This window comes from Micromonospora sp. C97 (assembly GCF_018070385.1).
GTDB classification, from domain to species: domain Bacteria; phylum Actinomycetota; class Actinomycetes; order Mycobacteriales; family Micromonosporaceae; genus Micromonospora; species Micromonospora parva.
Map to the genome: position 1 here is coordinate 128,693 of NZ_JAGPXU010000003.1, position 19,559 is coordinate 148,251.

Here is a 19,559-nt window from a genome sequence, read left to right on the forward strand (position 1 = left end):
CGCTACGGCCGGTCGATCTCGTCAGCGGTGTCCGGGCGGTGCAGCTCCCGGTCCGCGGCGGGGTCGGCCGGCATCGGCGTACCCGGCAGGAGGTCGCCGGAGCGCGGCCCGGTGCGACCGACAGTGATGGTGCGCGGCGCGGGCCGGGTCGCCCGAGGCAGCCGAACCCGCAGCAGACCGTGGTCCATCACCGCGTCGATGGCATCCGGGTCGACCCGCGCCGGCAGGTTGACCCGGTACTCGAAGCCGCGCGTCTCGAAACCGCCCGGGATGCCCTGGTCGGCGTTGACCTCCGCCTCCGAGCGGGCCCGTACGCACAACTCGCGGTCGTCCAACTCGACGGCCACCTCCTCCGGCGCCACCCCGGGCAGCCGGACGACGACCTCCCAGCCGTCCGAGGTCTCGGTCAACTCGACGTCGGACGCCCCGGCGCGACCACCGACCAGGCGGCTCAACTCGGCGCGCAGCGACTGCAGCTCCCCCATCGGGTCCCAGCCCTGCTGCCGTCCGCCCCGCCATCCCCGACCGAAGCCGCCGAACTGCTGTTCACTCATCACACCTCTCCGATCCGCTGGGTGGCCGCCGGCGGCCGCAGCGAGCTGGACGCGTCCAGGCCGGCGTCGCTGTCGACGCCAACACCGAGCCGGTCGACCAGCTCACCACCGAGCCACGCACTGATGCCGAGGATCGCCAGCGCGACCACCTCGACGACGAGCAACGCGCCGCCAGCGGCGCGGGAATCGGCGTTGAGCCGGACCACCCAGATCGCCGCGAAGAGCAGGATCACCGCGACGTTGGCGCCAGCGTGCAGCAGACCCACCCGCTTGGCGCGGGTGCCGGTCGGGATCGCCAGCAGGTCGAACGAGCCGGCCGCCGCGGCGAGCAGGCCGCCGATCAGACCGACGGTGATGTTCCAGTACGCGACCTCGCCGAGGAAGTCGGGACCACCGACGGTGTCCACCACATCGAAGAGCACCGCCGTGGCCAGCAGCGCGACCGGAAACATGACCAGCATCGGGTGGACCGGGTGGCCCAGCACCTTGAGTCGGCTCTCCATCTCCCGGCCTCCACTGATCGGCTGCACTGCGCGACGCTCTCGTACGGCGGGCCGTACCCAACGCTGTCCGGCGCAAACCTCGCGCTGGTCACGGCGGCCTAGGCTGACGAATGGTGGTACCCGCCACCGGCTCAACGGTCGAGGGAGGATCGACGTGACGGTGGAGATCACCACTCATGAGGAGTTGCGCGAGCTGCTCGGCGTGCCGCACCCACGGGCCGCCAGCAAGGACCGCCCCCGCCTGCACCAACGGGACCGCGAGTGGCTGGGCGCCTCGCCGTTCTGTCTGATGGCCACTGCCGGCGCGGACGGCACCTGCGACGTCTCACCCAAGGGCGACCCGGCCGGGTTCGCCCTGGTGCTGGACGACACGACCATCGCGCTGCCGGAGCGGCCCGGCAACCGGCGGGCCGACGGCTACCGCAACATCCTCGACAACCCGCACATCGGGTTGCTCTTCCTGATCCCCGGCCGGACCGACACGCTGCGGATCAACGGGCGGGCCCGCCTGGTCAGCGACGCGCCCTGGTTCGACGACATGGTGGTCAAGGGGCACCGGCCGGTGCTCGCCGTGGTGGTGGAGATCGAGCAGATCTTCTACCACTGCGCGAAGGCGTTCCTGCGGTCCGAGCTGTGGCGGCCGGAGACCTGGCAGCCCGAGGTGTTGCCGTCCCGCGCCCGCCTGATCAAGGAGGTCGAGGCACCGGCGGAGACCCTGGAGGACCTGGAGCGGCACTACGGCCCGGAGTACGCCACGAAAATCTACGTCTGATCCCGCCGCCGACCTGGACCTGCTGGGGAACACGCCCGCCGTCAGGCCGGGTGGTCCCGGCCGGATACGGCGGATCCTGCACCCCGCCACGCCATCGGAAGAAGGCGTTGGCGGGTGGGAGTGCCAGCAGGACGAGGGCGATCAGGAGTGCGGGCGACGCCACGAACCCCGCCGCGGTGCTGAGCGGCTCGGCCCACCCGGGCATCAGTTGAGCGGCGACCTCCTCGACCCGACTCGCGTCAGGACTCTGCGGGATATCGTCGCCGCCCGGAACGGTGAAGATGAACAGCCAACCGGCCGACACCGCCACCGTCACGCCGCCGACAACCCAGGTGACGATCCGGGTCCAGTTCCGACCGGCCAGATTGGCCAGCGCCAGCGCCAGCACGACAAGGGCGGTCAACGCCACGACCAGGCCGACACCAATGAGGAACACCATCGGCGGGGCAGCGAAGCCACTCGGCGTGCCCACCTGCTCGTGTGCCCTCAGGTAGGTGTTCTCCCGAACGGCCTCGGCCGCCACCTGCGCGAGCCGGGCGAGACCACTCAGCCCCAGCAGCACGCTGGACGCGACGACGACGCGCCGCCCTGGTCGGACCGTCGTTGCTGAAACCCCCGTAGTCATGGACGGATGCTAACCGCGCCTCAGGGCCACCTGCCGTCTCGTGCAGGCGGATCTCCCACCGGTGTGGCCGGACCGGGGCCTATTCCGACGATGACGCTCAGGCTGACCAGCCGGCCCGGTTGCCGAACGACTCCCGGGAGATCCCGGAGCCGGTCTCCGGCCACGAACCGAACCGATCGTTGTGCAGGTGCGCGAACAGGTAGCACATCCCTTCGCAGTCGGCGTCCGGCAGCGCCATCGCGGGGTTGGCGCGGACCGCCTCGTAGTACGCCCGCCCCAGGGCGACGATGAACCCTCGCGCGTAGAGGAAACCGTCGTCGGAGCCGTCGCTCACCTCGTGGATGTCCTCCCGGTCGATGTCGTGCAGCTTGCGCTCCACCACCCGGTCGAGATCGGTCAGCTCCTGCCCGGTCAGCTCGGCGGTCAGGTGCCCGAGACGGTCCAGGAACGCGTCCAGCCAGGCGTCGATGGCGTAGGCCGGCCCGTCGCCGTCGTCGTCATCGGCGGGGTCGCGGTGGATGAGGGCCTGCCGCAGCGCCAGGGGCTCGGCGCCCAACTCGGCCCAGGCCGCCTCGATGAGTGCCCACAGTCGGGCCTCGTCGGCAGGGGTGGGCAGCGTCCCGGGGGCATCGGTGGTCACGGTCACCGTCGGACCGTAACCACCACCACCGACGGTTTCAGGACTCCGAGTCGGCGGTCACCATCCACAAGTGACCATCCGGGTCCGCGAAGACGCCCGCGTACGCCCAGGGTTGCGCTGCCGTCTCGGTGATGATCTCGGCACCGGCGGTGCGCGCCCGCCCGACGAGCGCGTCCACGTCGGCCGGCGAGGCGACAACGAGGTTGAGCAGGCATTCGCTCTGACCCCTCGGGGCGACCTCGTGCCGGCCGATCACCCAGCCGAAGCCGCCGGTCGGGATGAGCATCAGCCGCAGCCCGTCGTTGACCACGAACTGCAACGGTTCGGGAATGCCGTCGTCGGCCAACTCGCCCACGGCGTCGAGGCCGAGTCCGTCGCGATAGAAGCGGTATGAGGTAGCGCGGTCCGAGATGGGAAGACTCAGGATCACCGGTGCGGAAGTCATGGACGCCTCCAAACTGTCGGTCGGGCACGGCCAGCCATCAGTGTGTAGCTCAACTAGCGTTGGCGTGGTGACCGCAGACGACTGGCTGTCGGAGACCCGCACCTCCTACGACACGGTCGCGGTCAGCTACGCGCGCCTGGTACGCGACCTGCTGGCCCAGGCACCGCACGAACGAGCCGCGCTGACGTCGTTCGCCGATCTCGTGCGGGCTGCCGGCGGCGGGCCGGTCGTCGATGTGGGCTGCGGGACGGGTCGCATCACCGCCCACCTGCACACGCTCGGCGTCGACGCCTTCGGGATCGATCTCTCGCCCGGGATGATCGAGGTGGCCCGCCGTGATCACCCTGAGCTGAGGTTCGAGGTCGGCTCGATGACCGACCTCGACCTGGCCGATGACTCGGTCGTTGGCGTGGTCGCCTGGTACTCCCTCATCCACATCCCCGACGACCAGATCGACTCCGTGTTCGCGCATTTCCGGCGGGTGATCCGCCCCGGTGGCCCCCTGCTGCTCGGGTTCCACGTGGGCGACGAGACGACCCTCAAGACGGAGGGCTACGGCGGCCACCCGATGAACGTGCACGTCCATCGTCGGCAGCCAGCCCAGGTAGCGGCCTGGCTACGTCAGCACGGGTTCACCGTCGACTCGCAGACCACCGTCACCTCGGCGGAGAGCCGACTCGGCGGAACCATCGTCGGCCGACGGGAACCCTGAGCACCGCACCCGTTGTCGATCCACAGTCACCACTGTTAGCCTCAACTGCGTACAGCGTTAGCAGTATTCCACCGAATGAGGCGACTGATGACGGACGACGCGCGGCCTGTCTGGGTGCTCGGTGGCGGTGGAGTAGCTGGCATCGCCTGGGAGGTCGGCATCCTCGCCGGGCTTGCCGACGAGGGGGTGACCGTGACCCCGGAGGCAGTCCTCATCGGCACCAGCTCCGGTGCCGTCGTGGGTGCCCAGATCGCCAGCGGCACCCCCCTGGCGGAACTCTTCGAGCGACAGCGCGGCGGCGTCGCCCACGAGACCTCACCCGCCCTGCGCCTGCTCGACCTGCTTCGGCTCGCCCGGGCACAACTGTTCGCGCGCAGCCCCGAGCAGGCCGCTCGCCGCCTCGGCCGGCTCGCCCTCGCCGCACGCATCGACGACCCGTCCCGGCAGCGCCGGATAGCCGAGGCTCGACTGCCCGACCACGCCTGGCGGGACGACGCCGACCTTCGCATCGTGGCCGTCGACACCGGGACGGGCGCCAGCCGCACATTCACCAGGCACGACGGCGTACCCCTGGTGGACGCTGTCGCCGCGAGCTGCGCCATGCCGATCTCGGCCGCCCCGGTTGCCATCGGCGGCCACCGCTACATGGATGGCGGCATGCGGTCGACCCTCAACCTCGACCTCGCCCCCGGAAACGGCCCGGTCATCGCCCTCGCGCCGAGCACCGCCGCGATCGGGCCGTGGGCGCGCATCGAGAAGCAGCGAGCCGCGCTGGGCACGGGCCGCCGGGTGGAGTTGCTGCTTCGCGACCAAGCCTCCAGACGAGCGCAGGGGACCGGCGTGATGGACCGATCCGTCGTGCCCGCGCTCGTAGCCGCAGCCCGCGACCAGGGCCGACGCGAGGCGCTCCGGGTGGCCGCCGCACTCGCGGGGTCAACGCCGGGGCGAGAGACGCGAGGCTGACGCCGAGGCCTCCTCGCGACGTCGTTCGCACGGTGGCGCCTCCCCAGCAGGAGCGTGACGCCTACCGCGACCTGCGGGTGCGGCGGTGAGCCGCCCCCCGACGTGACGAGTCCTTGGAATGGGCGGCCCGCAACGCGGTGGCCAGGGCCTATGCCCTGATCGTAAGTAAGTTCCGCATTCTCCTAAATGTATCTAGGTGCCACCAAAACCCCCCTCGACCGACCAATGGGTCGAATACGCTACGACTCGCCCGCCAATAGCGGCGAGTGACTAGTAGGTAGCTCTGGGTGTATCCGAGGTGGCTCTGGAGGGGTCATGAGCAACAACCGACGGCTGCGGCGGCGGCGGCTGAACCATGCCCGGGCGGCTTCAGGGCTGAGTTCCGCCCTACTGGTAGTCGGAATGACGGGTGGGCCCGCAGCCGCAGCGCAACCGGTGGAAGCGAAGCCGTCCGCACAGGACGTACACATCGGTACGCCCGGCCCGCTTGGCCAACTCGGCGTGTGGCCCTCATCCTGGTCAACGGTCCGCCAAGACAGCGACGGGCCCGACGATTCGTGGGACCAGTACCCCGACGGGCAACCGGACTACGGTCCGCAGGGCTGGCAGAGCCCCTGGGGCGGTCACGACAAGGACAAGGACAAGGACAAGGACAAGGACAAGGACGACTACCCGCACGGCAAGCAAGGCCCCCAAGGCCCTCAGGGCGCTCAAGGCGACGCGGGCGCTCACGGTGCTCACGGTGCTCACGGTGCTCAGGGTGCCCAGGGCGACGCAGGCGCTCAAGGCGCACAGGGATTCCAAGGCGAAGCGGGCAGCCAGGGCGCTCAAGGCAACACAGGCGCCCAAGGCGCCCCGGGCAACGCAGGCGCCCAAGGTGCTCAAGGCTTCCAAGGCGCTCAGGGCGCCACCGGCGTGCCGGGCGCTCAAGGCGCTCAGGGTGACGCAGGCGCCCAAGGCGCCACCGGGGCTCAAGGGCCCCGCAGGGTGACGCAGGCGCACAGGGCGCACAGGGCGACTCGGGCGCCCAAGGTACTCAGGGTTTCCAAGGCGCCACCGGTGCCCAAGGCGACGCAGGCGTTCAAGGCGCTCAGGGTGATGCGGGCGCCCAAGGCGCCACCGGCGCCCAAGGCTTCCAAGGCGCACAAGGCGATGCAGGCGCACAAGGCGCCACCGGCCCCCAAGGCGATGCAGGGGCTCAGGGCGCCACCGGCCCCCAAGGCCCACAGGGAGCCGCAGGCGCACAAGGCTTCCAAGGCGCCCAAGGCGCCACCGGCCCCCAAGGCCCACAAGGCGACGCAGGTGCCCAAGGCGCCCAAGGCGATGCAGGCGCACAGGGGGCCACCGGCCCCCAAGGCCCACAGGGAGCCGCAGGCGCACAAGGCTTCCAAGGCGCCCAAGGCGCCACCGGCCCCCAAGGCCCACAGGGAGCCGCAGGCGCACAAGGCTTCCAAGGCGCGCAAGGCGATGCAGGCGCTCAAGGCGCCACCGGCGCTCAAGGCCCACAGGGTGACGCAGGCGCTCAAGGCGCCACCGGCGCTCAAGGCCCACAGGGCGATGCAGGCGCACAAGGCGCCACCGCCGCTCAAGGCGCGCAAGGCGATGCAGGCGCACAAGGCGCACAAGGCGCCACCGGCGCTCAGGGCCCACAAGGTGACACAGGCGCCCAAGGCGCCACCGGCCCCCAAGGCCCACAGGGCGACACAGGCGCCACCGGCGCTCAAGGCCCACAAGGCGCCACCGGCGCTCAAGGCGCCACCGGCGCTCAAGGACCACAGGGCGACGCAGGGGCCCAAGGGGTCCAGGGCTTCCAAGGCGCCACCGGTGCCCAAGGCCCACAGGGCGACACAGGGGCCCAAGGGGTCCAGGGCTCCCAAGGCGCCACCGGCGCCCAAGGCCCACAAGGTGACACAGGCGCCCAAGGCGCCACGGGCGCTCAAGGCCCACAGGGCGACGCAGGGGCCCAAGGGGTCCAGGGCTTCCAAGGCGCCACCGGTGCCCAAGGCCCACAGGGCGACACGGGCACACAAGGCGCCACCGGCGCTCAAGGTTTCCAAGGCGCCCAAGGTGCGCAGGGCGCGCAGGGCGCCCAAGGCGCGCAGGGCGTGGCGGGCAACGGAATCCAGGCCGCCTACATCCAGGGTCCGCTGACCGTGATCGCAGACACCCCCGTCGATTTCGGCTGTAAGCCGGGAGATATCGCTGTCGGAACCGGATATCAGCTATCGGGTGCAGGAGTGAACCCCGTGCTCATCCAGCCACTCACGACCAGCGGCTACCAGTTCACCTTTACCGGCGGGGGCGCCGACATCTGGGTCTCCTGCATTTCACTCGCCACACCGCTGATGTTGGGGGCTCCGTCCGAGACGTCGGACCGCGCGACGTCCAACAGCAGCGAGGCCAACCGGACGAACAGCAGGCCGAACCGCCCCGTTGTCGTCGAGGAGGAGAAATGAACATGCGTCAGATACTCGGGTCGCTCGCCTGCGGTGCGGTCCTGCTGACCGGTGTCACGGCATGCAGCGACAAGCCTGCCGAGAAGCCACAGACGAACAACGCCGGCAACACCGACAAGACGAACGGTGGCACCGAAACGCCGGCTGATCTGCTGAAGCTCGGTCTCGAGCAGGGCCAGGCCGGCGACTTCGACGCGGCGAAGGCCACCTTCGAGAAGCTGCTGGACGCCGAGGCCGACAACAAGTTCGCCTGGTTCAACCTGGGCTACATCGCCCAGTCGCGCAATCAGGCCGACGAGGCGATCAGCAACTACGACAAGGCACTGGCGGCCGACGCCAACTACAAGCCGGCCCTCTACAACAAGGCCATCGCCCTGGAAGGTAAGGCACCGACGACGGCGATGGACATCTACCGCAAGATCGTGTCGATCGACAACAAGTCGTCGACCGCCTACCTACGACTGGGCATGCTGCTGTCCCAGTCCGGTGAGGACGCGGCGGCGCGGGACGCCTTCAAGACGGCGATCCGCCTGGACAAGGGGCTCAGCTCAGCCGTGCCTGCGAAGTACCGCACGTCCCCTACCACGCGGTCCTCGACGCCGGCAGGTAGGTGATTGGCTCCATGCGCACACCTCGCGTAACGGTCTTCACGGGGAGCAACCGCACTCGCTTCATCGACGAGTGTTTCGAATCGCTCGTCGCTCAGACTTTCACCGACTGGGAATGGGTGGTCATCCTCAATCAGGGGTCGCGTTGGCGGCCCGAGAGGCATGACGATCGCATTCGGCTCATCGTCCAGGACAACCTGAACGGCGTCGGCGCTGTGAAGGGGTATGCCTGCGCCGAGGCTGCCGGCGACATCCTGGTCGAGCTGGACGACGACGATCTGCTCAGTAGCGACTGTCTGCAAGAGATCGTCGATGCCTTCGACGCGAACCCGGAGGTGGGGTTCGTCTACAGCGACACCGCGCAGATCCAGGAGGACGGCGGCCGCTCCGAGGACCGTTTCGCGAGTTCGTTCGGCTGGCGGCACTACGACGAGAAGGTGGACGGCCGCGAGGTGCTGGTCTGCCGGGCGATGCCGCCGACCCCGCACAACGTGAGCTACATCTGGTACGCGCCCAACCACGTACGGGCGTTCCGCCGGGACATCTACGAGAAGGTCGGCGGGTACGACGAGTCGCTCGACGTCGCGGACGACGCCGACCTCATGGCTCGGATGTACCAGGTGAGCGAGTTCCATCACATTCAGAAATGCCTGTACCTCCAGCGCATGCACGCCAAGAACACGCAGCGCATTCCGGATGTCAACGCCCGCATCCAGCAGCGCACGGTGGAGATCTACGACCGGAACATTCAACACAATGTGCTGGCCTGGTCGCGGCGGCAGGGACTCCTGGCACTCGACCTGGGCGCCGCCCACAACAAGCCGGAAGGGTATCTCGGTCTGGATTACCACGCCGCTTCGGGTGTCGACATCGTCTGCGACATAACGAAGGGTGTCGACCTGCCGGACAACAGCGTCGGGGTCATTCGGGCGGTGGACTTCCTGGAACACATCCCGGACAAGGTCGCGCTGTTCAACGAGTTGTACCGATTGCTCGCACCGAACGGGATGCTGTTGTCGCTGACCCCTAGCACCGACGGTCGAGGTGCCTACCAGGATCCAACGCATGTGGCCTTCTACAACGAAAACTCCTTCTGGTATTTCACGGATGCCAAATATTCTCGGTTCGTACCTGAAATCACATGCCGATTTCAGGCGTCCCGGTTGGTCACGTACTTCCCGAGCGAATGGCACAAGACACACAACATCCCGTACGTCTCCGCGAATCTCATCGCTATCAAGGATGACGCCCAGCGCAACGGCGGCCTGCTGAACATATGACCATGCGACAGTCCGTGGATGGCCGGGCTGGCCCTCCACCACGTACTGTCCTCTCGTGGTTGACACTGATGAGGCGATCCAGATCGCGATGCGATTCCTGGCCGGCCGCCTCGCCGAGCGTCAGGACCTGCGCGAACCGCCGAGCGTGCAGGGTGTGACCATCGAGCAGGTGGCGACTGTGACCGGCGTGCGGCGTTGCCATGTCGTGAGTTTTGGATGGCCGTTGCGTGTGGCTGTCGATCAGGAGACGGGCGACGCGGACATGCTGCGGTAAGAGCGACCGCTGCTATGCACGGAGGAAGTGTGTGAGGTCGCCGGCGAAGCGGGTCAGCTCCTCTCCCGCTTCGAGGACGAAGACCGCTCTGGCGGACCAGGCCGTGTCGTCCCAGTCGGGGCCGGGAGCCCGAAGAGTCACACCCAGCGACACGTGGCCTCGACCGTCGTGCCGAGCGTCGATCACCAGCTCGCGTTCCATCGATGTCCAGGTACGGGTGCCGCTCCAACCCTCCCAATCGGCCGCGAGCCTCTCCACGAACCCGGGCAGCGTCGTGTCCGGGGAGGCGTAGAGTCCATCGATCTTGGCGACTGTCGACGCTGTCATGTTGAGTTCGTGCAACTCCGCCGCGATCGTGTAGACGTAGCCGTCGCCGTACGGATCGTGCGGCCGATGAACAAGCCACCGCTGGTCGCCAGACCTCTCAAGGACGAACGGTTCGCTCATAGACGGTCTCTGAGGAACCACGACACCCGGTGCGCCGAGGGCATCGGCAGTGGCTCGTCGTACGAGTGCACCTCGAGGTCCGCCAATTGGCCCTCCTGAACGAACAGCAAGAGGCCGCCAACCGTCTTGCCTTGATCGTCGACCACGATGCCTTCGGCTGGTACCGGACTCGTCGCATCGGAGGCCGGTGGGTGTCGGCCTTGCGGCCAAAGCCAGATAGTGCCGCAGCCACAGCCACAACCCGGCTGAGCCAGGACGTTCCGCGACTGCATCCGGAGTTCGCTCGCGCCGGGGAAATCCTGCGACAGCAACGCATGCAGGACCGCGGCCTCCTCTGGTGACAGCGGACGGGGATCTGGTCGATCTGGACCCACGGGCGTAAGACTACGGCGGTATCTCGCTCACAAGCTCTGTGCCGAAAGCCGGTGTGCAACGATGATCGGCATGTCGACTCCACGAAAGGGCAATGCCGCGTAGGCGCCCCGCGCAACTGCGTGCCGACTTCATCTACCGGCGACCTCTTGACGGGTCAACCTCGGTCATCCCTGGACTCTCGGCCCGGGGCTTGAAGGTCATCGCCTCCCTCGAACGCACGCGACTCTGGAACCAGGCCGTGTCTGATGCACTACGCACCTGGTCATGGTTTGTGCGCCACCCATGGCATCGCTTGTGGGACGAGAGCGCCGGCTGCGGGGTGATGGAGTGCTGTCCGAACCCGCCCGAACTGCGCTGGGTCCTGGACGTCGCCGTTGCGGTCCTGCCGCCGACCGATGCCCGAAACCTCCGTAGGCAGATCGCAGCCCTCGATGAGCAGTGGTGACAGCCGTAAGGCATCGCCGCCAGGCCGGGTGCCTCCGACCCGTCGTTCATGGCCCCGACTGCGTCCGCGTCGTCACAGAGATCCTCGATCACTCTCAGATCAACGTCACTCTCGGTGGCCCCGAGGTTGATCGGGAAGCTGATGCCCGGCTGGAGGGAGGGGGTGCTGTGGTCCGGTGAGCAGGTTGAGTGGTCGACCTTAGAAACGGCAGAAGCCCAGGCCGATGACCTGGGCTTCCGTACCGAGCCGCCTGACGGAATCGAACCGTCGACCTACGCATTACGAGTGCGTCGCTCTAGCCGACTGAGCTAAGGCGGCAACGATCAGCAAGTGTACGGCACCCGGCGGCAGCGACCGAATCGGATACCCCCGGCGCATCCGCCAGCACCAACCGGACATCGGCCGCCATCTGGACGTTTACCGGACAGCGGATGATCGGACTCGGCACTACGCTGCGGCGGGTGAGCGACGAACGCGACGATTCCCCCCGCCCGGAGCGTCCCGACCGCCCGCCGGCCGGTGAACGCGCCGCCCACCGGCCGCGCAGCACCGACCCGCTGGAGTTGGGCTTCACACCCCGCAAGCCGGTGCCGTGGCTGGCACCGTTCCTGCTGATCAGCACCGGCATCCGGACGCTGCTGGCGGTGCTCTTCGGGGCGTACCTCGACAAGCGCGAGTTGCAGAACGCGTTCGGCGACGGCATCTTCCGCCAGGTCGGGCCGGACGGCGGGCTGTGGCTCGACTACGTGGCCGACCTGGGTGACGGCTTCAACGCCACCTACTCGGTGGCGTACCTGCTGGCGCAGCCCGAGCTGACCGTCGACGGGCACCGCCTGCCCCGGGCGCAGACCCTGGTGATGGGCGGTGACCAGGTGTACCCGTCGGCGGCCTACGCCGCGTACGAGGACCGGTGCAAGGGGCCGTACCAGGCCGCGCTGCCGGTGGCGCCGGCCGAGAAGCCCACCCTCTTCGCGGTTCCGGGCAACCACGACTGGTACGACGGTCTCACCGCTTTCCTGCGGCTGTTCGTCCGTTCCCGGGACCGCAACTTCGCGGGCTGGGGCACCGGGCAGTCCCGGTCGTACTTCGCCGTGGAGTTGCCGGCCGACTGGTGGTTGCTCGGCGTGGACGACCAGTCCGGCTCGTACCTCGACGACCCGCAGCTGGCCTACTTCGACGAGGTGGCCCGGCGGCTCGGTCCCGAGTCCAAGGTGATCATCGCGGCGCCGGCGCCGACCTGGGTCAAGGCCGTCGACAACCCCACGGCGTACGACTCGATCGACTACTTCATCCGTACGATCATCGACCCGACCGGGGCGCGGGTGCGGCTGCTGCTCTCCGGCGACCTGCACCACTACGCCCGCTACTCCGGGGCGGACCGACAGCTGATCACCTGCGGTGGGGGCGGCGCGTACCTCTATCCCACCCACAAGCTGCCCGAGCGCATCGAGGTGCCACCGCGGGACACGCCGACCCGCAAGGCCAGCTCCGCCCAGCCGTACGACCTGGTGGCGCGCTACCCGGACGCCGCGCGGTCCCGTCGCTACGGGTGGGGCATCTTCCCCCGGTTGCCGCTGCGCAATCCCGGCTTCACCACCCTGCTCGGCACCCTGCACACCCTGCTGATGCTGGCCATGGCGGGTGCGACGGCGAACTGGGCCGACAGCACCGACCAGCGGCTGTTCACCGTCCCGCTGGTGGCGATGGTGCTGGTGACGGTGGTGGCGGCGGCCCTGTTCGCCAAGCCGCCGAGCGCGAGCGGCAAGCGCCACGCGCGGCACTGGATCCTCGGCGTCGGCCACGGCGTCGCGCAGGTGGCCCTGGGGGCGGCCGGCACCTGGGTCTGGTTGGCGCTGCCGTTCTACGACTGGCCGTGGCCGCTTCCGGCAGTCGCCGCGGCGGTGCTCTACGGTCCGGTGATCGGTCTGGTCGCCAGCCAGCTGGTGGCCGCGTATCTGCTGGTGGCGAGCTCGTTCGGGGTGAACGTCAACGAACTCTTCGCCGGCCAGGGCATTGAGGACTCCAAGTCGTTCCTGCGGCTGCGCATCGACCCGGACGGCACGCTGACCATCTACCCGATCGGGGTGGATCGCGTCTCCCGCGACTGGCAGGTGAACCCCGACCAGTCCCCCACCAGAAGCTGGCTGACCCCGAAGTCCCCCCTAACCCCCCACCTAACCGAACCCCCCACCGTCCTCCCCTAACCCCACCCCCCTGCCCACCACCCACTCCCACACACAGCCGTGTTGATCAAGAGGTTTGCGTCAGAAACCGCGCCCGACATGACGCAAACTTCTTGATCAACGAGGACCGGCGGGAGTGGGTGGGCCGGGGGTGGGGTTAGGGGGTGTAGCGCTGGTCGTGGGCTTGACGGGAGCCGCAGACGTCGGCACGGGAGCACATGGAGCGGGAGCCGTCCGCGTCCAGACGTACTGTCACCGCGTCTCTCGGGACGCTGTGGCCGACCACCCGGCCGTCACCCTCCGGCGTGGAGACCCGACTGCCGACCGCCGGGGCGGTCTCCTGGAAGCGCTGGTACAGCGGGTGCTCGTACTTGAGGCAGCACATCAGCCGGCCGCACGCGCCGGAGATGCGCAGCGGGTTGAGCGGCAGGTCCTGGTCCTTCGCCATCCGGATGGTCACCGGCTCGAAGTCGGTGAGGAAGGTGGCGCAGCACAGGTCCCGACCGCAGGAGCCGATGCCGCCCTGCACCCGCGCCGAGTCGCGGGCGGAGAGCTGACGCAGCTCCACCCGACAGTGCAGGGTCGCGCCCAGATCGCGGACCAGGGATCGGAAGTCCACCCGGTGCGGGGCGGTGAAGTAGACGGTGCTGCGCTCGCCGCCGCTCTCGGCGGAGCCGAGCACGTGGTCGACCGCCACCACCTTCATCGGCAGGCCGTGCGAGCGGATCAGCCGTTTCGCTGCCACCTTCGCCTCAGCCTTGCGCCGACGCAACACCTCGTCCCGGCGGAGGTCGTCGTCGCCAGCGAGCCCCACCAGGCGGGGGAAGCCGTCGGTGTCCTCGGTCACCCACTGCGCGGCCCACACGCACTCCGCCACCTCGGGCCCGTCATCGGTGGGCACCAGCACCCGGTCGCCCACCTGCGGACGCAGGTCACCCGGGTCGAGGTAGTAGAGCCGCCCGTACCGGTTGAAGCTGACCGCGCAGAGCATGCCCATCCCCCCACCCTACGACGGGTCGCGGCGCAGGGCGCACCGGCCGGCTACGCCCCGCTGCCATTCATCGCCGTCGACTCGACCCATTGCCGGGCGTCCCGTCGTGCCGTTGCTCCTCGCCCGGACGGTTGAATCCGGGGCCGGGCAGGAGACAAAACGTGCCGCGACGGCGTTGAGTGGAGACAGACCTGCGGGGGGTGCAGGGGGAAGACCACGGCGTCGCCGTGGGCACCGGCTCAGGTCAGGTGCCCGCGAGCGACGCCGTGGCCTGTCCGGGGCGGCGCGGGCCCGAGGTTCGGGTTACCAGCCGACCCGGGTGGGCTGGTCGTAGCGGGGTCGCCCGTCCGTCGGCGGACGCCACGCGGTCTCGGCCAGGCTCGGCGCCCACTGTCGCAGCAGTGTCTCCGCACCGTCGTAAGCGACGCACAGCACCGCCAGCACCCGGGCGGCGATCTCGGCCGCGTCGGCGACGCCGGGCCCGACCGGCCCGGGGCGCATTGGCGCGCGGGTGGCGGTGGCGGCGACCACGGCGACCGCCTCGGCCGAGCGGAGCACGTCGGCCAACGTGCGGGCCAGCGCGAGACGGCTGCCCTCCACCCAGTCGGCGAGGGCGTCGGCGTATCCGGCGGTGGAGTCGAGTCGCCCGACCAGGCTGTCCGGCCCCTCGTCGAGGTGACGCAGCAGCGCGGCCCGCTGCTGCCCGTACGCGGTGGCGGCCGGGCCGGACCAGAGCACCGAGTCGGTGAGCGCCGCGCAGACGTCGTCGTACCCCCGGACGAGCCGGCGCACCGCGTGCCCGGCGCTGGCGAGCGGCACCGGGTGCAGGTCGAGGAAGCTGCGGACGGCGTCGCCCGGCAGCACCTGCATGCGGCGCAGCAGCGGCCAGACCCGGTGCCCTTCGGGCACGCCGGCGGCGATCAGCGTGTCCACCCGGCGGAGCAGGTCGAGGCCGGGCTCGGCGAGCCGGTCCAGTGCGTCCATCACGGTTCCCCGGTGAGTCGGCGGCGGGCCGCCCGGTCGACCTCGGCGTAGCGGTCGGCGGCCTCCCGCACCGCCGCGGCGGCGGCGGCCAGTCGACCGGCGGCGGCGCGGGCCTCCCGGGCCCGGTCGTCGGTGGCGGTGGTCCACTGCCGGTGCAGCGCCCGACCGATCTCACCCGGCCGGCCCGGCGCGTCGGCGCCGAACGCGGCCTGGGCCGGATCGCTGGCGGTGACGGTGTGCGAGACCAGGGTGAGGGTGGCGCTCGCCTCGTCCAGTCGGGCGGAGAGCGCGCGCAGTGTGTCCATCTCAGGCCCCCGCGAGCGGTCGGTAGGCGGCGAACGTCTCGTTGTGCAGCTTTTCCCGGGCCCATTCGGCGGCGTCGGCCGCCGCGGTGACCGCGGCCTGCACGGAACCGGCCACGTCGCGCGGACTGCGGGTGTGCAGCGGCCCGAGGAACCGGACGTCGGTGATCCGCCCACCGGCGGTGACCACCACCTCGACCAGACCGTCCGGCGACCGGACGGTCACCTCGACGGTCGACACCGCCTGGTCGAACTCGGCCTGGAGGGACTCGATCCGGCGGTAGCGTCGCACCGCCTCCTCGATCCAGGCTTCGTCGATCTCCCCCCGCGGCATCGGCCGACTCCTCCCGGGCGATCCATCACTCAGTGTGCTGCCACCGTCACCACGGCACACGGACCGTACCGCACAGCAATCGAACCTGTCGATGCCTGTGGACAACGCCGGGACGTGCGGGTCAGCCCTTCCAGAGGGCGAGCATCATCGCCTCGACAGCGATCCGCGGCTTGACGTTCGCCTCGATCGCCGCGCGGCAGGCGAGCACTGCCTCCAGCCGGCGCAGCGCCCCCTCGGCGTCCCACTTCTGGGCGCCGGCACCGGCCAGCGCCACCGTGTCGGTGTGCACCGGGGCGACGGGTGCGCGCAGCGCCATGGTGAGCGCGTCCCGGTAGAAGCCCGCCAGGTCGACGAGCGCCCGGTCCAGGGCGTCGCGCTGGGCCCGGGTGGCCCGGGACTTCTGCCGCTTCTCCAGCTCCTTGAGTTGCCCGGCGGCGCCCCGCATCGCGCCGGCCGCGCCCCGGCCGGTGCCACCCGCGCCGAGCGCGGTCTCCAGAGCCGCCCGTTCGGCCGTGTCGGCCTCGGTGACCGACGCCGCGGCCTCCGCCTCGGCCGCCTCGATCAGCGCGGACGCCGCGTCGAACGCCGCGCCTACACCTGTCAACCGGCGGGGTACCGCGAGCACCGCCTCACGCCGTTTGCGGGCCTCCGGGTCGCGCGCCAACCGGCGGGCCCGACCCACGTGGCCCTGCGCGGCCGCCGCCGCCCACTGGGCCACGTCGGGTGCGATGCCGTCCCGACGAACCAGCACCTCGGCCACCGCGGCGGCCGGCGGCTGCCGCAGGGGTACGACCCGGCAGCGCGACCGGATGGTCACCGAGATGTCGTCCGGGTGGGTGGACGGCGCGCAGAGGAGGAAGACAGTTCGCGGCGGCGGCTCCTCGATCGCCTTGAGCAGCGCGTTGCCGGCGGCCTCGGTGAGCCGGTCGGCGTCCTCGATGATCACCACCTGCCAGCGCCCGCCGGATGGGGTACTGGCCGCGCGGAGCACCAGCGCGCGCATCTCGCCGACGCCGATGGAGAGCCCTTCCGGCACTACCATCCGCACGTCGGCGTGGGTGCCGCCCATCGTGGTGTGGCAGCCGGGGCACTCACCGCAGCCGGTGCCGTGCCGGCACTGCAGTGCGGCGGCGAACGCCCGTGCGGCAACCGAGCGACCGGAGCCGGGCGGCCCGGTGAAGATCCACGCGTGGGTCATCCCGGTCGACGGGTCCACGGCACCGGGCGCGGCGTCGCCGGCCGCGAGCGCGGACTCGTCGCCGCTGGCCGGGTCGGCGGCGACCAACGCGGGTGCCCGGTCGGCCACGCCAGCCCGCAGCACGGCCGCCGCCGCGGCGGCGGCCCGGCGCAGCTCCGCCACCGCCTCGTCCTGACCGACCAGGTCGGCGAAGACGTCCGGCATCAGGTCTTGTGCTCCATCGTCACCAGCTCCGCGTCGGATAACTCCGGCTGCACCGAGGTGTCCGGGCCCTGCGCCGGGCGCGGGTGCACGATGCCGCCCGGCTTACCGAGCATCTCCTCGACCCGCCGGACCACCAGCTTGCTGATCTCGTCGACCGGCCGGGACGCGTCGAGCACCAGGTAACGCTTCGGGTCGGCGGCGGCGAGGTCGAGGAACGCGTACCTGACGCGCTCGTGGAAGGCGATCGACTCGGCCTCCAGCCGGTCGGTGCCGGCGTTGCGCGAGGCCACCCGGGACAGGCCGGTGTGCGGCTCGACGTCGAGCAGCACCACGAGGTCGGGCTTGAGCCCACCGGTGGCCCAGGAGGAGAGCCAGGAAACCTCGTCGACGGGCAGCGTACGGCCGGCACCCTGGTACGCCAGGGACGAGTCGACGTACCGGTCACTGATCACCACACCGCCCCGGACCAGCGCGGGCCGGACGACGGTGGCCACGTGGTGCGCCCGGTCAGCGGCGTAGAGCAGCGCCTCGGCCCGGGGGGAGGGCGCGTCGTCGCCGGAGGTGTCCAGCACCAGCGACCGGATCCGCCGGCCGACGCCGGTGGCCCCCGGCTCGCGGGTGACCACGACGTCGCAGCCCTGACCGCGCAGCCGCTCGGCGAGCGCGGTGAGCTGGGTCGACTTCCCTGCGCCCTCGCCGCCCTCGAAGACCACGAAGAGCCCGGCGGAGACGAACGGCTCGGCCGGCATCAGCGGACGACCCCGGATGGAGCCCCACAGGTCGGCGAGGACGGGGACGCCCTTCTTGTCGTCCATCTGGCCGAACGCGCTGATCCCGGCGAAGATGCCGGCGGCACCGGCGGCGAGCAGCAGCAGCCGAGTCGACGAGATGGACAGGCCCAGGTCAGCGATCTCCAGCTTGCGCGAGCCGCCGACGCCGACCAACACGCTGCTCAGCCCGATGGCCAGGATCAGCACCAGCCGGGTGCCGATCTGCACCACGGCGAAGACCCGGCCGCGCACCTCGTCGGCAACCTCGCCGCCGAGCAGGGTGGTGCCGGCCAGGAAGGCCATCCCGGCGCCCGCGCCGACCAGCACCGCGCCGACGATCGCCATCGACAGGTGGATGGCGAAGGCGAGAGTCATCACGGCGGCGCTGGCCAGCACGATGCTCATGCCGAACCAGCGACGCCTGGACATCTCCTTGACGACCATCGGGCCGAGCCCGATGCCGAGCGCCAGACCGACGAAGATCGCGCCGAAGAGCAGTGAGAACGCGGCGTCACCGGCGCCCAGCGAGTTGGCGAAGAACTTGGCCGTGCCGACCACGATGCCGCCGCCGGCGAACGCGCCGAAAATGCCCAGCACCAGGCCCCGGACGAGCGGGGTCTGGCCGATGTACTTCCAACCCTCGGAGAACTGCCGGAACATGCTCTGCTCGGCGCGTTCCGCCTCGCCGCGCTGCGCCTCGCTGATCTCCTTGATCCCGAACGCCACCACCAACGCGGTGGCGAGCCGGGAGAAGGAGTTGAACCAGAGGGCGAGCTGGGCCGGCTCGGCCCAGGAGGGCAGATCGCCGCCCACGGCGCCACGGACGCCACGGTCGAGCACCGCAAGGCCGATGGCCGCGGCGACCGGGGTGAGGCCGTAGGTGGTGATCAGGGTGAGCTGGTTGGCCGCCTCCAGCCGGGCCCGGGGGATCAGGTTCGGGACCGCGGCCTCCTTGGCCGGAATCCACAGCAGGGTGAGCGACTCGATCAGGAAGGTGGCGATCAGCGCCCAGCCGACCACCAGGCCGCCGGCGGCGCCGCTGAGGGCGTAGAGCGGAATGGAGGCGAAGAGCACGAAGCGCAGCAGGTCACAGATGACCATCGTCCAGCGCCTGTCGAACCGGTCGGCGAAGACGCCGGCCACCGGGCCGAGCACCAGCGCGGGCAGCAGCCGGATCGCGGTGACCCCGCCGAACGCGGCGCCCTGGGCGGTACTGCCCTGCACCTGCGAGGCGGCGAAGAGGGCGGTGGCCAGCAGGCCGAGCCAGTCGCCGAAGGAGGCCGCGCCGAGCACGATCCAGAGCCGCCGGAACGGCTGGATGCGCAGCACGGACCGGATGGCGGCATAACCGGACGGATCTACCTGACCACCGCTGGACGGGTTGGCGGCGTTGCCCGACTGGTCGCTCGATCGCGACACGCCGGGCGACTCGCCGCTGTTCTGGCTTTCGATGGCCGTACCTCCACGTGCCGGCCCATCGCTGGGCACCTCCGG

Annotated in this window: 20 protein-coding genes and 1 tRNA gene; 8 read left to right on the forward strand and 13 right to left on the reverse strand. The window is 70.4% G+C overall.

Features of this window, described 5'->3' with window-relative positions:
* Nucleotides 1-2: 2 nt before the first annotated feature.
* Nucleotides 3-554, reverse strand: coding sequence for an Hsp20/alpha crystallin family protein (locus tag KBX26_RS06945; protein WP_030334267.1), 552 nt, complete (start codon nucleotides 552-554; stop codon nucleotides 3-5).
* Nucleotides 554-1,057 carry a DUF2231 domain-containing protein gene (locus KBX26_RS06950; RefSeq protein WP_030334266.1) on the reverse strand — a complete coding sequence of 168 codons (504 nt, stop codon included), beginning with the start codon at nucleotides 1,055-1,057 and terminating at the stop codon, nucleotides 554-556. The genes KBX26_RS06945 and KBX26_RS06950 overlap by 1 nt, the downstream gene beginning before the upstream one ends.
* A gap of 154 nt (nucleotides 1,058-1,211) precedes the next feature.
* On the opposite strand from KBX26_RS06950, the gene KBX26_RS06955 reads away from it, so the two are divergent.
* Nucleotides 1,212-1,829, forward strand: coding sequence for a pyridoxamine 5'-phosphate oxidase family protein (locus tag KBX26_RS06955; RefSeq protein WP_210864979.1), 618 nt, complete (start codon nucleotides 1,212-1,214; stop codon nucleotides 1,827-1,829).
* Here the strand turns inward: KBX26_RS06955 and KBX26_RS06960 are convergent.
* The 3 genes from KBX26_RS06960 to KBX26_RS06970 all read right to left on the reverse strand — a co-directional run bounded on the left by KBX26_RS06960 (nucleotide 1,744) and on the right by KBX26_RS06970 (nucleotide 3,539).
* Nucleotides 1,744-2,454, reverse strand: a complete 711-nt coding sequence (locus KBX26_RS06960; protein WP_210857921.1) for a hypothetical protein — start codon at nucleotides 2,452-2,454, stop codon at nucleotides 1,744-1,746. The two genes, KBX26_RS06955 and KBX26_RS06960, sit on opposite strands and share 86 nt — an antisense overlap.
* A 97-nt stretch (nucleotides 2,455-2,551) precedes the next feature.
* Nucleotides 2,552-3,100, reverse strand: coding sequence for a DUF4240 domain-containing protein (locus KBX26_RS06965; RefSeq protein WP_307857760.1), 549 nt, complete (start codon nucleotides 3,098-3,100; stop codon nucleotides 2,552-2,554).
* Nucleotides 3,101-3,131: 31 nt separating this feature from the next.
* Nucleotides 3,132-3,539: a VOC family protein gene (locus tag KBX26_RS06970; RefSeq protein ID WP_210857922.1), complete on the reverse strand. Its 408-nt coding sequence runs from the start codon at nucleotides 3,537-3,539 to the stop codon at nucleotides 3,132-3,134.
* A 67-nt stretch (nucleotides 3,540-3,606) separates the two neighbouring features.
* Here KBX26_RS06970 and KBX26_RS06975 point away from each other — a divergent pair, with 67 nt between their 5' ends.
* From KBX26_RS06975 to KBX26_RS07005, 6 genes are all read left to right on the forward strand, one after another.
* Complete coding sequence (locus KBX26_RS06975) at nucleotides 3,607-4,251, forward strand: class I SAM-dependent methyltransferase (protein ID WP_307857761.1); 645 nt, start codon at nucleotides 3,607-3,609, stop codon at nucleotides 4,249-4,251.
* Nucleotides 4,252-4,338: 87 nt separating this feature from the next.
* On the forward strand, nucleotides 4,339-5,214 hold the full coding sequence (locus tag KBX26_RS06980; protein WP_210857924.1) for a patatin-like phospholipase family protein: 876 nt from the start codon (nucleotides 4,339-4,341) through the stop codon (nucleotides 5,212-5,214).
* Nucleotides 5,215-7,319: 2,105 nt separating this feature from the next.
* Nucleotides 7,320-7,670, forward strand: a complete 351-nt coding sequence (locus KBX26_RS06990) for a hypothetical protein (protein ID WP_247680298.1) — start codon at nucleotides 7,320-7,322, stop codon at nucleotides 7,668-7,670.
* A gap of 2 nt (nucleotides 7,671-7,672) precedes the next feature.
* The gene (locus tag KBX26_RS06995; RefSeq protein WP_210857926.1) at nucleotides 7,673-8,284 is read left to right on the forward strand and encodes a tetratricopeptide repeat protein; all 612 of its coding nucleotides are present in this window, start codon (nucleotides 7,673-7,675) and stop codon (nucleotides 8,282-8,284) included.
* Nucleotides 8,285-8,292: 8 nt separating this feature from the next.
* Entirely contained in the window at nucleotides 8,293-9,558 is a 1,266-nt protein-coding gene (locus KBX26_RS07000; protein WP_210864980.1) for a glycosyltransferase, read from the forward strand.
* Nucleotides 9,559-9,613: 55 nt separating this feature from the next.
* Entirely contained in the window at nucleotides 9,614-9,832 is a 219-nt protein-coding gene (locus KBX26_RS07005) for a hypothetical protein (protein ID WP_210857928.1), read from the forward strand.
* A gap of 12 nt (nucleotides 9,833-9,844) precedes the next feature.
* On the opposite strand, the gene KBX26_RS07010 is transcribed toward KBX26_RS07005, so the two are convergent.
* Both KBX26_RS07010 and KBX26_RS07015 read right to left on the reverse strand, forming a co-directional pair.
* Entirely contained in the window at nucleotides 9,845-10,279 is a 435-nt protein-coding gene (locus KBX26_RS07010) for a DUF6228 family protein (RefSeq protein WP_210864981.1), read from the reverse strand.
* A gap of 1,064 nt (nucleotides 10,280-11,343) precedes the next feature.
* Nucleotides 11,344-11,417, reverse strand: a tRNA-Thr gene (locus tag KBX26_RS07015).
* A 113-nt stretch (nucleotides 11,418-11,530) separates the two neighbouring features.
* Here KBX26_RS07015 and KBX26_RS07020 point away from each other — a divergent pair.
* Nucleotides 11,531-13,303 (forward strand): metallophosphoesterase, encoded by a 1,773-nt coding sequence (locus KBX26_RS07020; RefSeq protein WP_210864982.1) that lies wholly within the window; start codon nucleotides 11,531-11,533, stop codon nucleotides 13,301-13,303.
* 136 nt (nucleotides 13,304-13,439) lie between these two features.
* Here KBX26_RS07020 and KBX26_RS07025 read toward each other — a convergent pair whose 3' ends face one another.
* From KBX26_RS07025 to tmk, 6 genes are all read right to left on the reverse strand, one after another.
* Entirely contained in the window at nucleotides 13,440-14,279 is an 840-nt protein-coding gene (locus KBX26_RS07025) for a regulatory iron-sulfur-containing complex subunit RicT (protein ID WP_030334252.1), read from the reverse strand.
* Between the two features lie 297 nt (nucleotides 14,280-14,576).
* Nucleotides 14,577-15,257, reverse strand: a complete 681-nt coding sequence (locus KBX26_RS07030) for a hypothetical protein (RefSeq protein ID WP_030334251.1) — start codon at nucleotides 15,255-15,257, stop codon at nucleotides 14,577-14,579.
* Nucleotides 15,257-15,562, reverse strand: a complete 306-nt coding sequence (locus KBX26_RS07035; protein ID WP_030334249.1) for a hypothetical protein — start codon at nucleotides 15,560-15,562, stop codon at nucleotides 15,257-15,259. The genes KBX26_RS07030 and KBX26_RS07035 overlap by 1 nt, the downstream gene beginning before the upstream one ends.
* Before the next feature lies 1 nt (nucleotide 15,563).
* Nucleotides 15,564-15,893, reverse strand: coding sequence for a YbaB/EbfC family nucleoid-associated protein (locus tag KBX26_RS07040; protein ID WP_007454690.1), 330 nt, complete (start codon nucleotides 15,891-15,893; stop codon nucleotides 15,564-15,566).
* A 121-nt stretch (nucleotides 15,894-16,014) separates the two neighbouring features.
* Nucleotides 16,015-17,295: a DNA polymerase III subunit delta' gene (locus KBX26_RS07045; RefSeq protein WP_210864983.1), complete on the reverse strand. Its 1,281-nt coding sequence runs from the start codon at nucleotides 17,293-17,295 to the stop codon at nucleotides 16,015-16,017.
* Nucleotides 17,295-19,394: a dTMP kinase gene (tmk, locus tag KBX26_RS07050; RefSeq protein ID WP_210865056.1), complete on the reverse strand. Its 2,100-nt coding sequence runs from the start codon at nucleotides 19,392-19,394 to the stop codon at nucleotides 17,295-17,297. Before tmk ends, KBX26_RS07045 begins: the two co-directional genes overlap by 1 nt.
* Nucleotides 19,395-19,559 lie beyond the last annotated feature (165 nt).

Coding starts and splice junctions, on each gene's coding strand:
- KBX26_RS07025 (WP_030334252.1), bottom strand. CDS start 14,279: ATGGGCATGCTCTGCGCGGTCAGCTTCAACCGGTACGGGCGGCTCTAC.
- KBX26_RS07045 (WP_210864983.1), bottom strand. CDS start 17,295: ATGCCGGACGTCTTCGCCGACCTGGTCGGTCAGGACGAGGCGGTGGCG.
- KBX26_RS07020 (WP_210864982.1), top strand. CDS start 11,531: ATGATCGGACTCGGCACTACGCTGCGGCGGGTGAGCGACGAACGCGAC.
- KBX26_RS06970 (WP_210857922.1), bottom strand. CDS start 3,539: ATGACTTCCGCACCGGTGATCCTGAGTCTTCCCATCTCGGACCGCGCT.
- KBX26_RS07010 (WP_210864981.1), bottom strand. CDS start 10,279: ATGAGCGAACCGTTCGTCCTTGAGAGGTCTGGCGACCAGCGGTGGCTT.
- KBX26_RS07040 (WP_007454690.1), bottom strand. CDS start 15,893: ATGCCGCGGGGGGAGATCGACGAAGCCTGGATCGAGGAGGCGGTGCGA.
- KBX26_RS06950 (WP_030334266.1), bottom strand. CDS start 1,057: ATGGAGAGCCGACTCAAGGTGCTGGGCCACCCGGTCCACCCGATGCTG.
- KBX26_RS07000 (WP_210864980.1), top strand. CDS start 8,293: ATGCGCACACCTCGCGTAACGGTCTTCACGGGGAGCAACCGCACTCGC.
- KBX26_RS06995 (WP_210857926.1), top strand. CDS start 7,673: ATGCGTCAGATACTCGGGTCGCTCGCCTGCGGTGCGGTCCTGCTGACC.
- KBX26_RS06960 (WP_210857921.1), bottom strand. CDS start 2,454: ATGACTACGGGGGTTTCAGCAACGACGGTCCGACCAGGGCGGCGCGTC.
- KBX26_RS07035 (WP_030334249.1), bottom strand. CDS start 15,562: ATGGACACACTGCGCGCGCTCTCCGCCCGACTGGACGAGGCGAGCGCC.
- KBX26_RS06980 (WP_210857924.1), top strand. CDS start 4,339: ATGACGGACGACGCGCGGCCTGTCTGGGTGCTCGGTGGCGGTGGAGTA.
- KBX26_RS06945 (WP_030334267.1), bottom strand. CDS start 554: ATGAGTGAACAGCAGTTCGGCGGCTTCGGTCGGGGATGGCGGGGCGGA.
- KBX26_RS07030 (WP_030334251.1), bottom strand. CDS start 15,257: ATGGACGCACTGGACCGGCTCGCCGAGCCCGGCCTCGACCTGCTCCGC.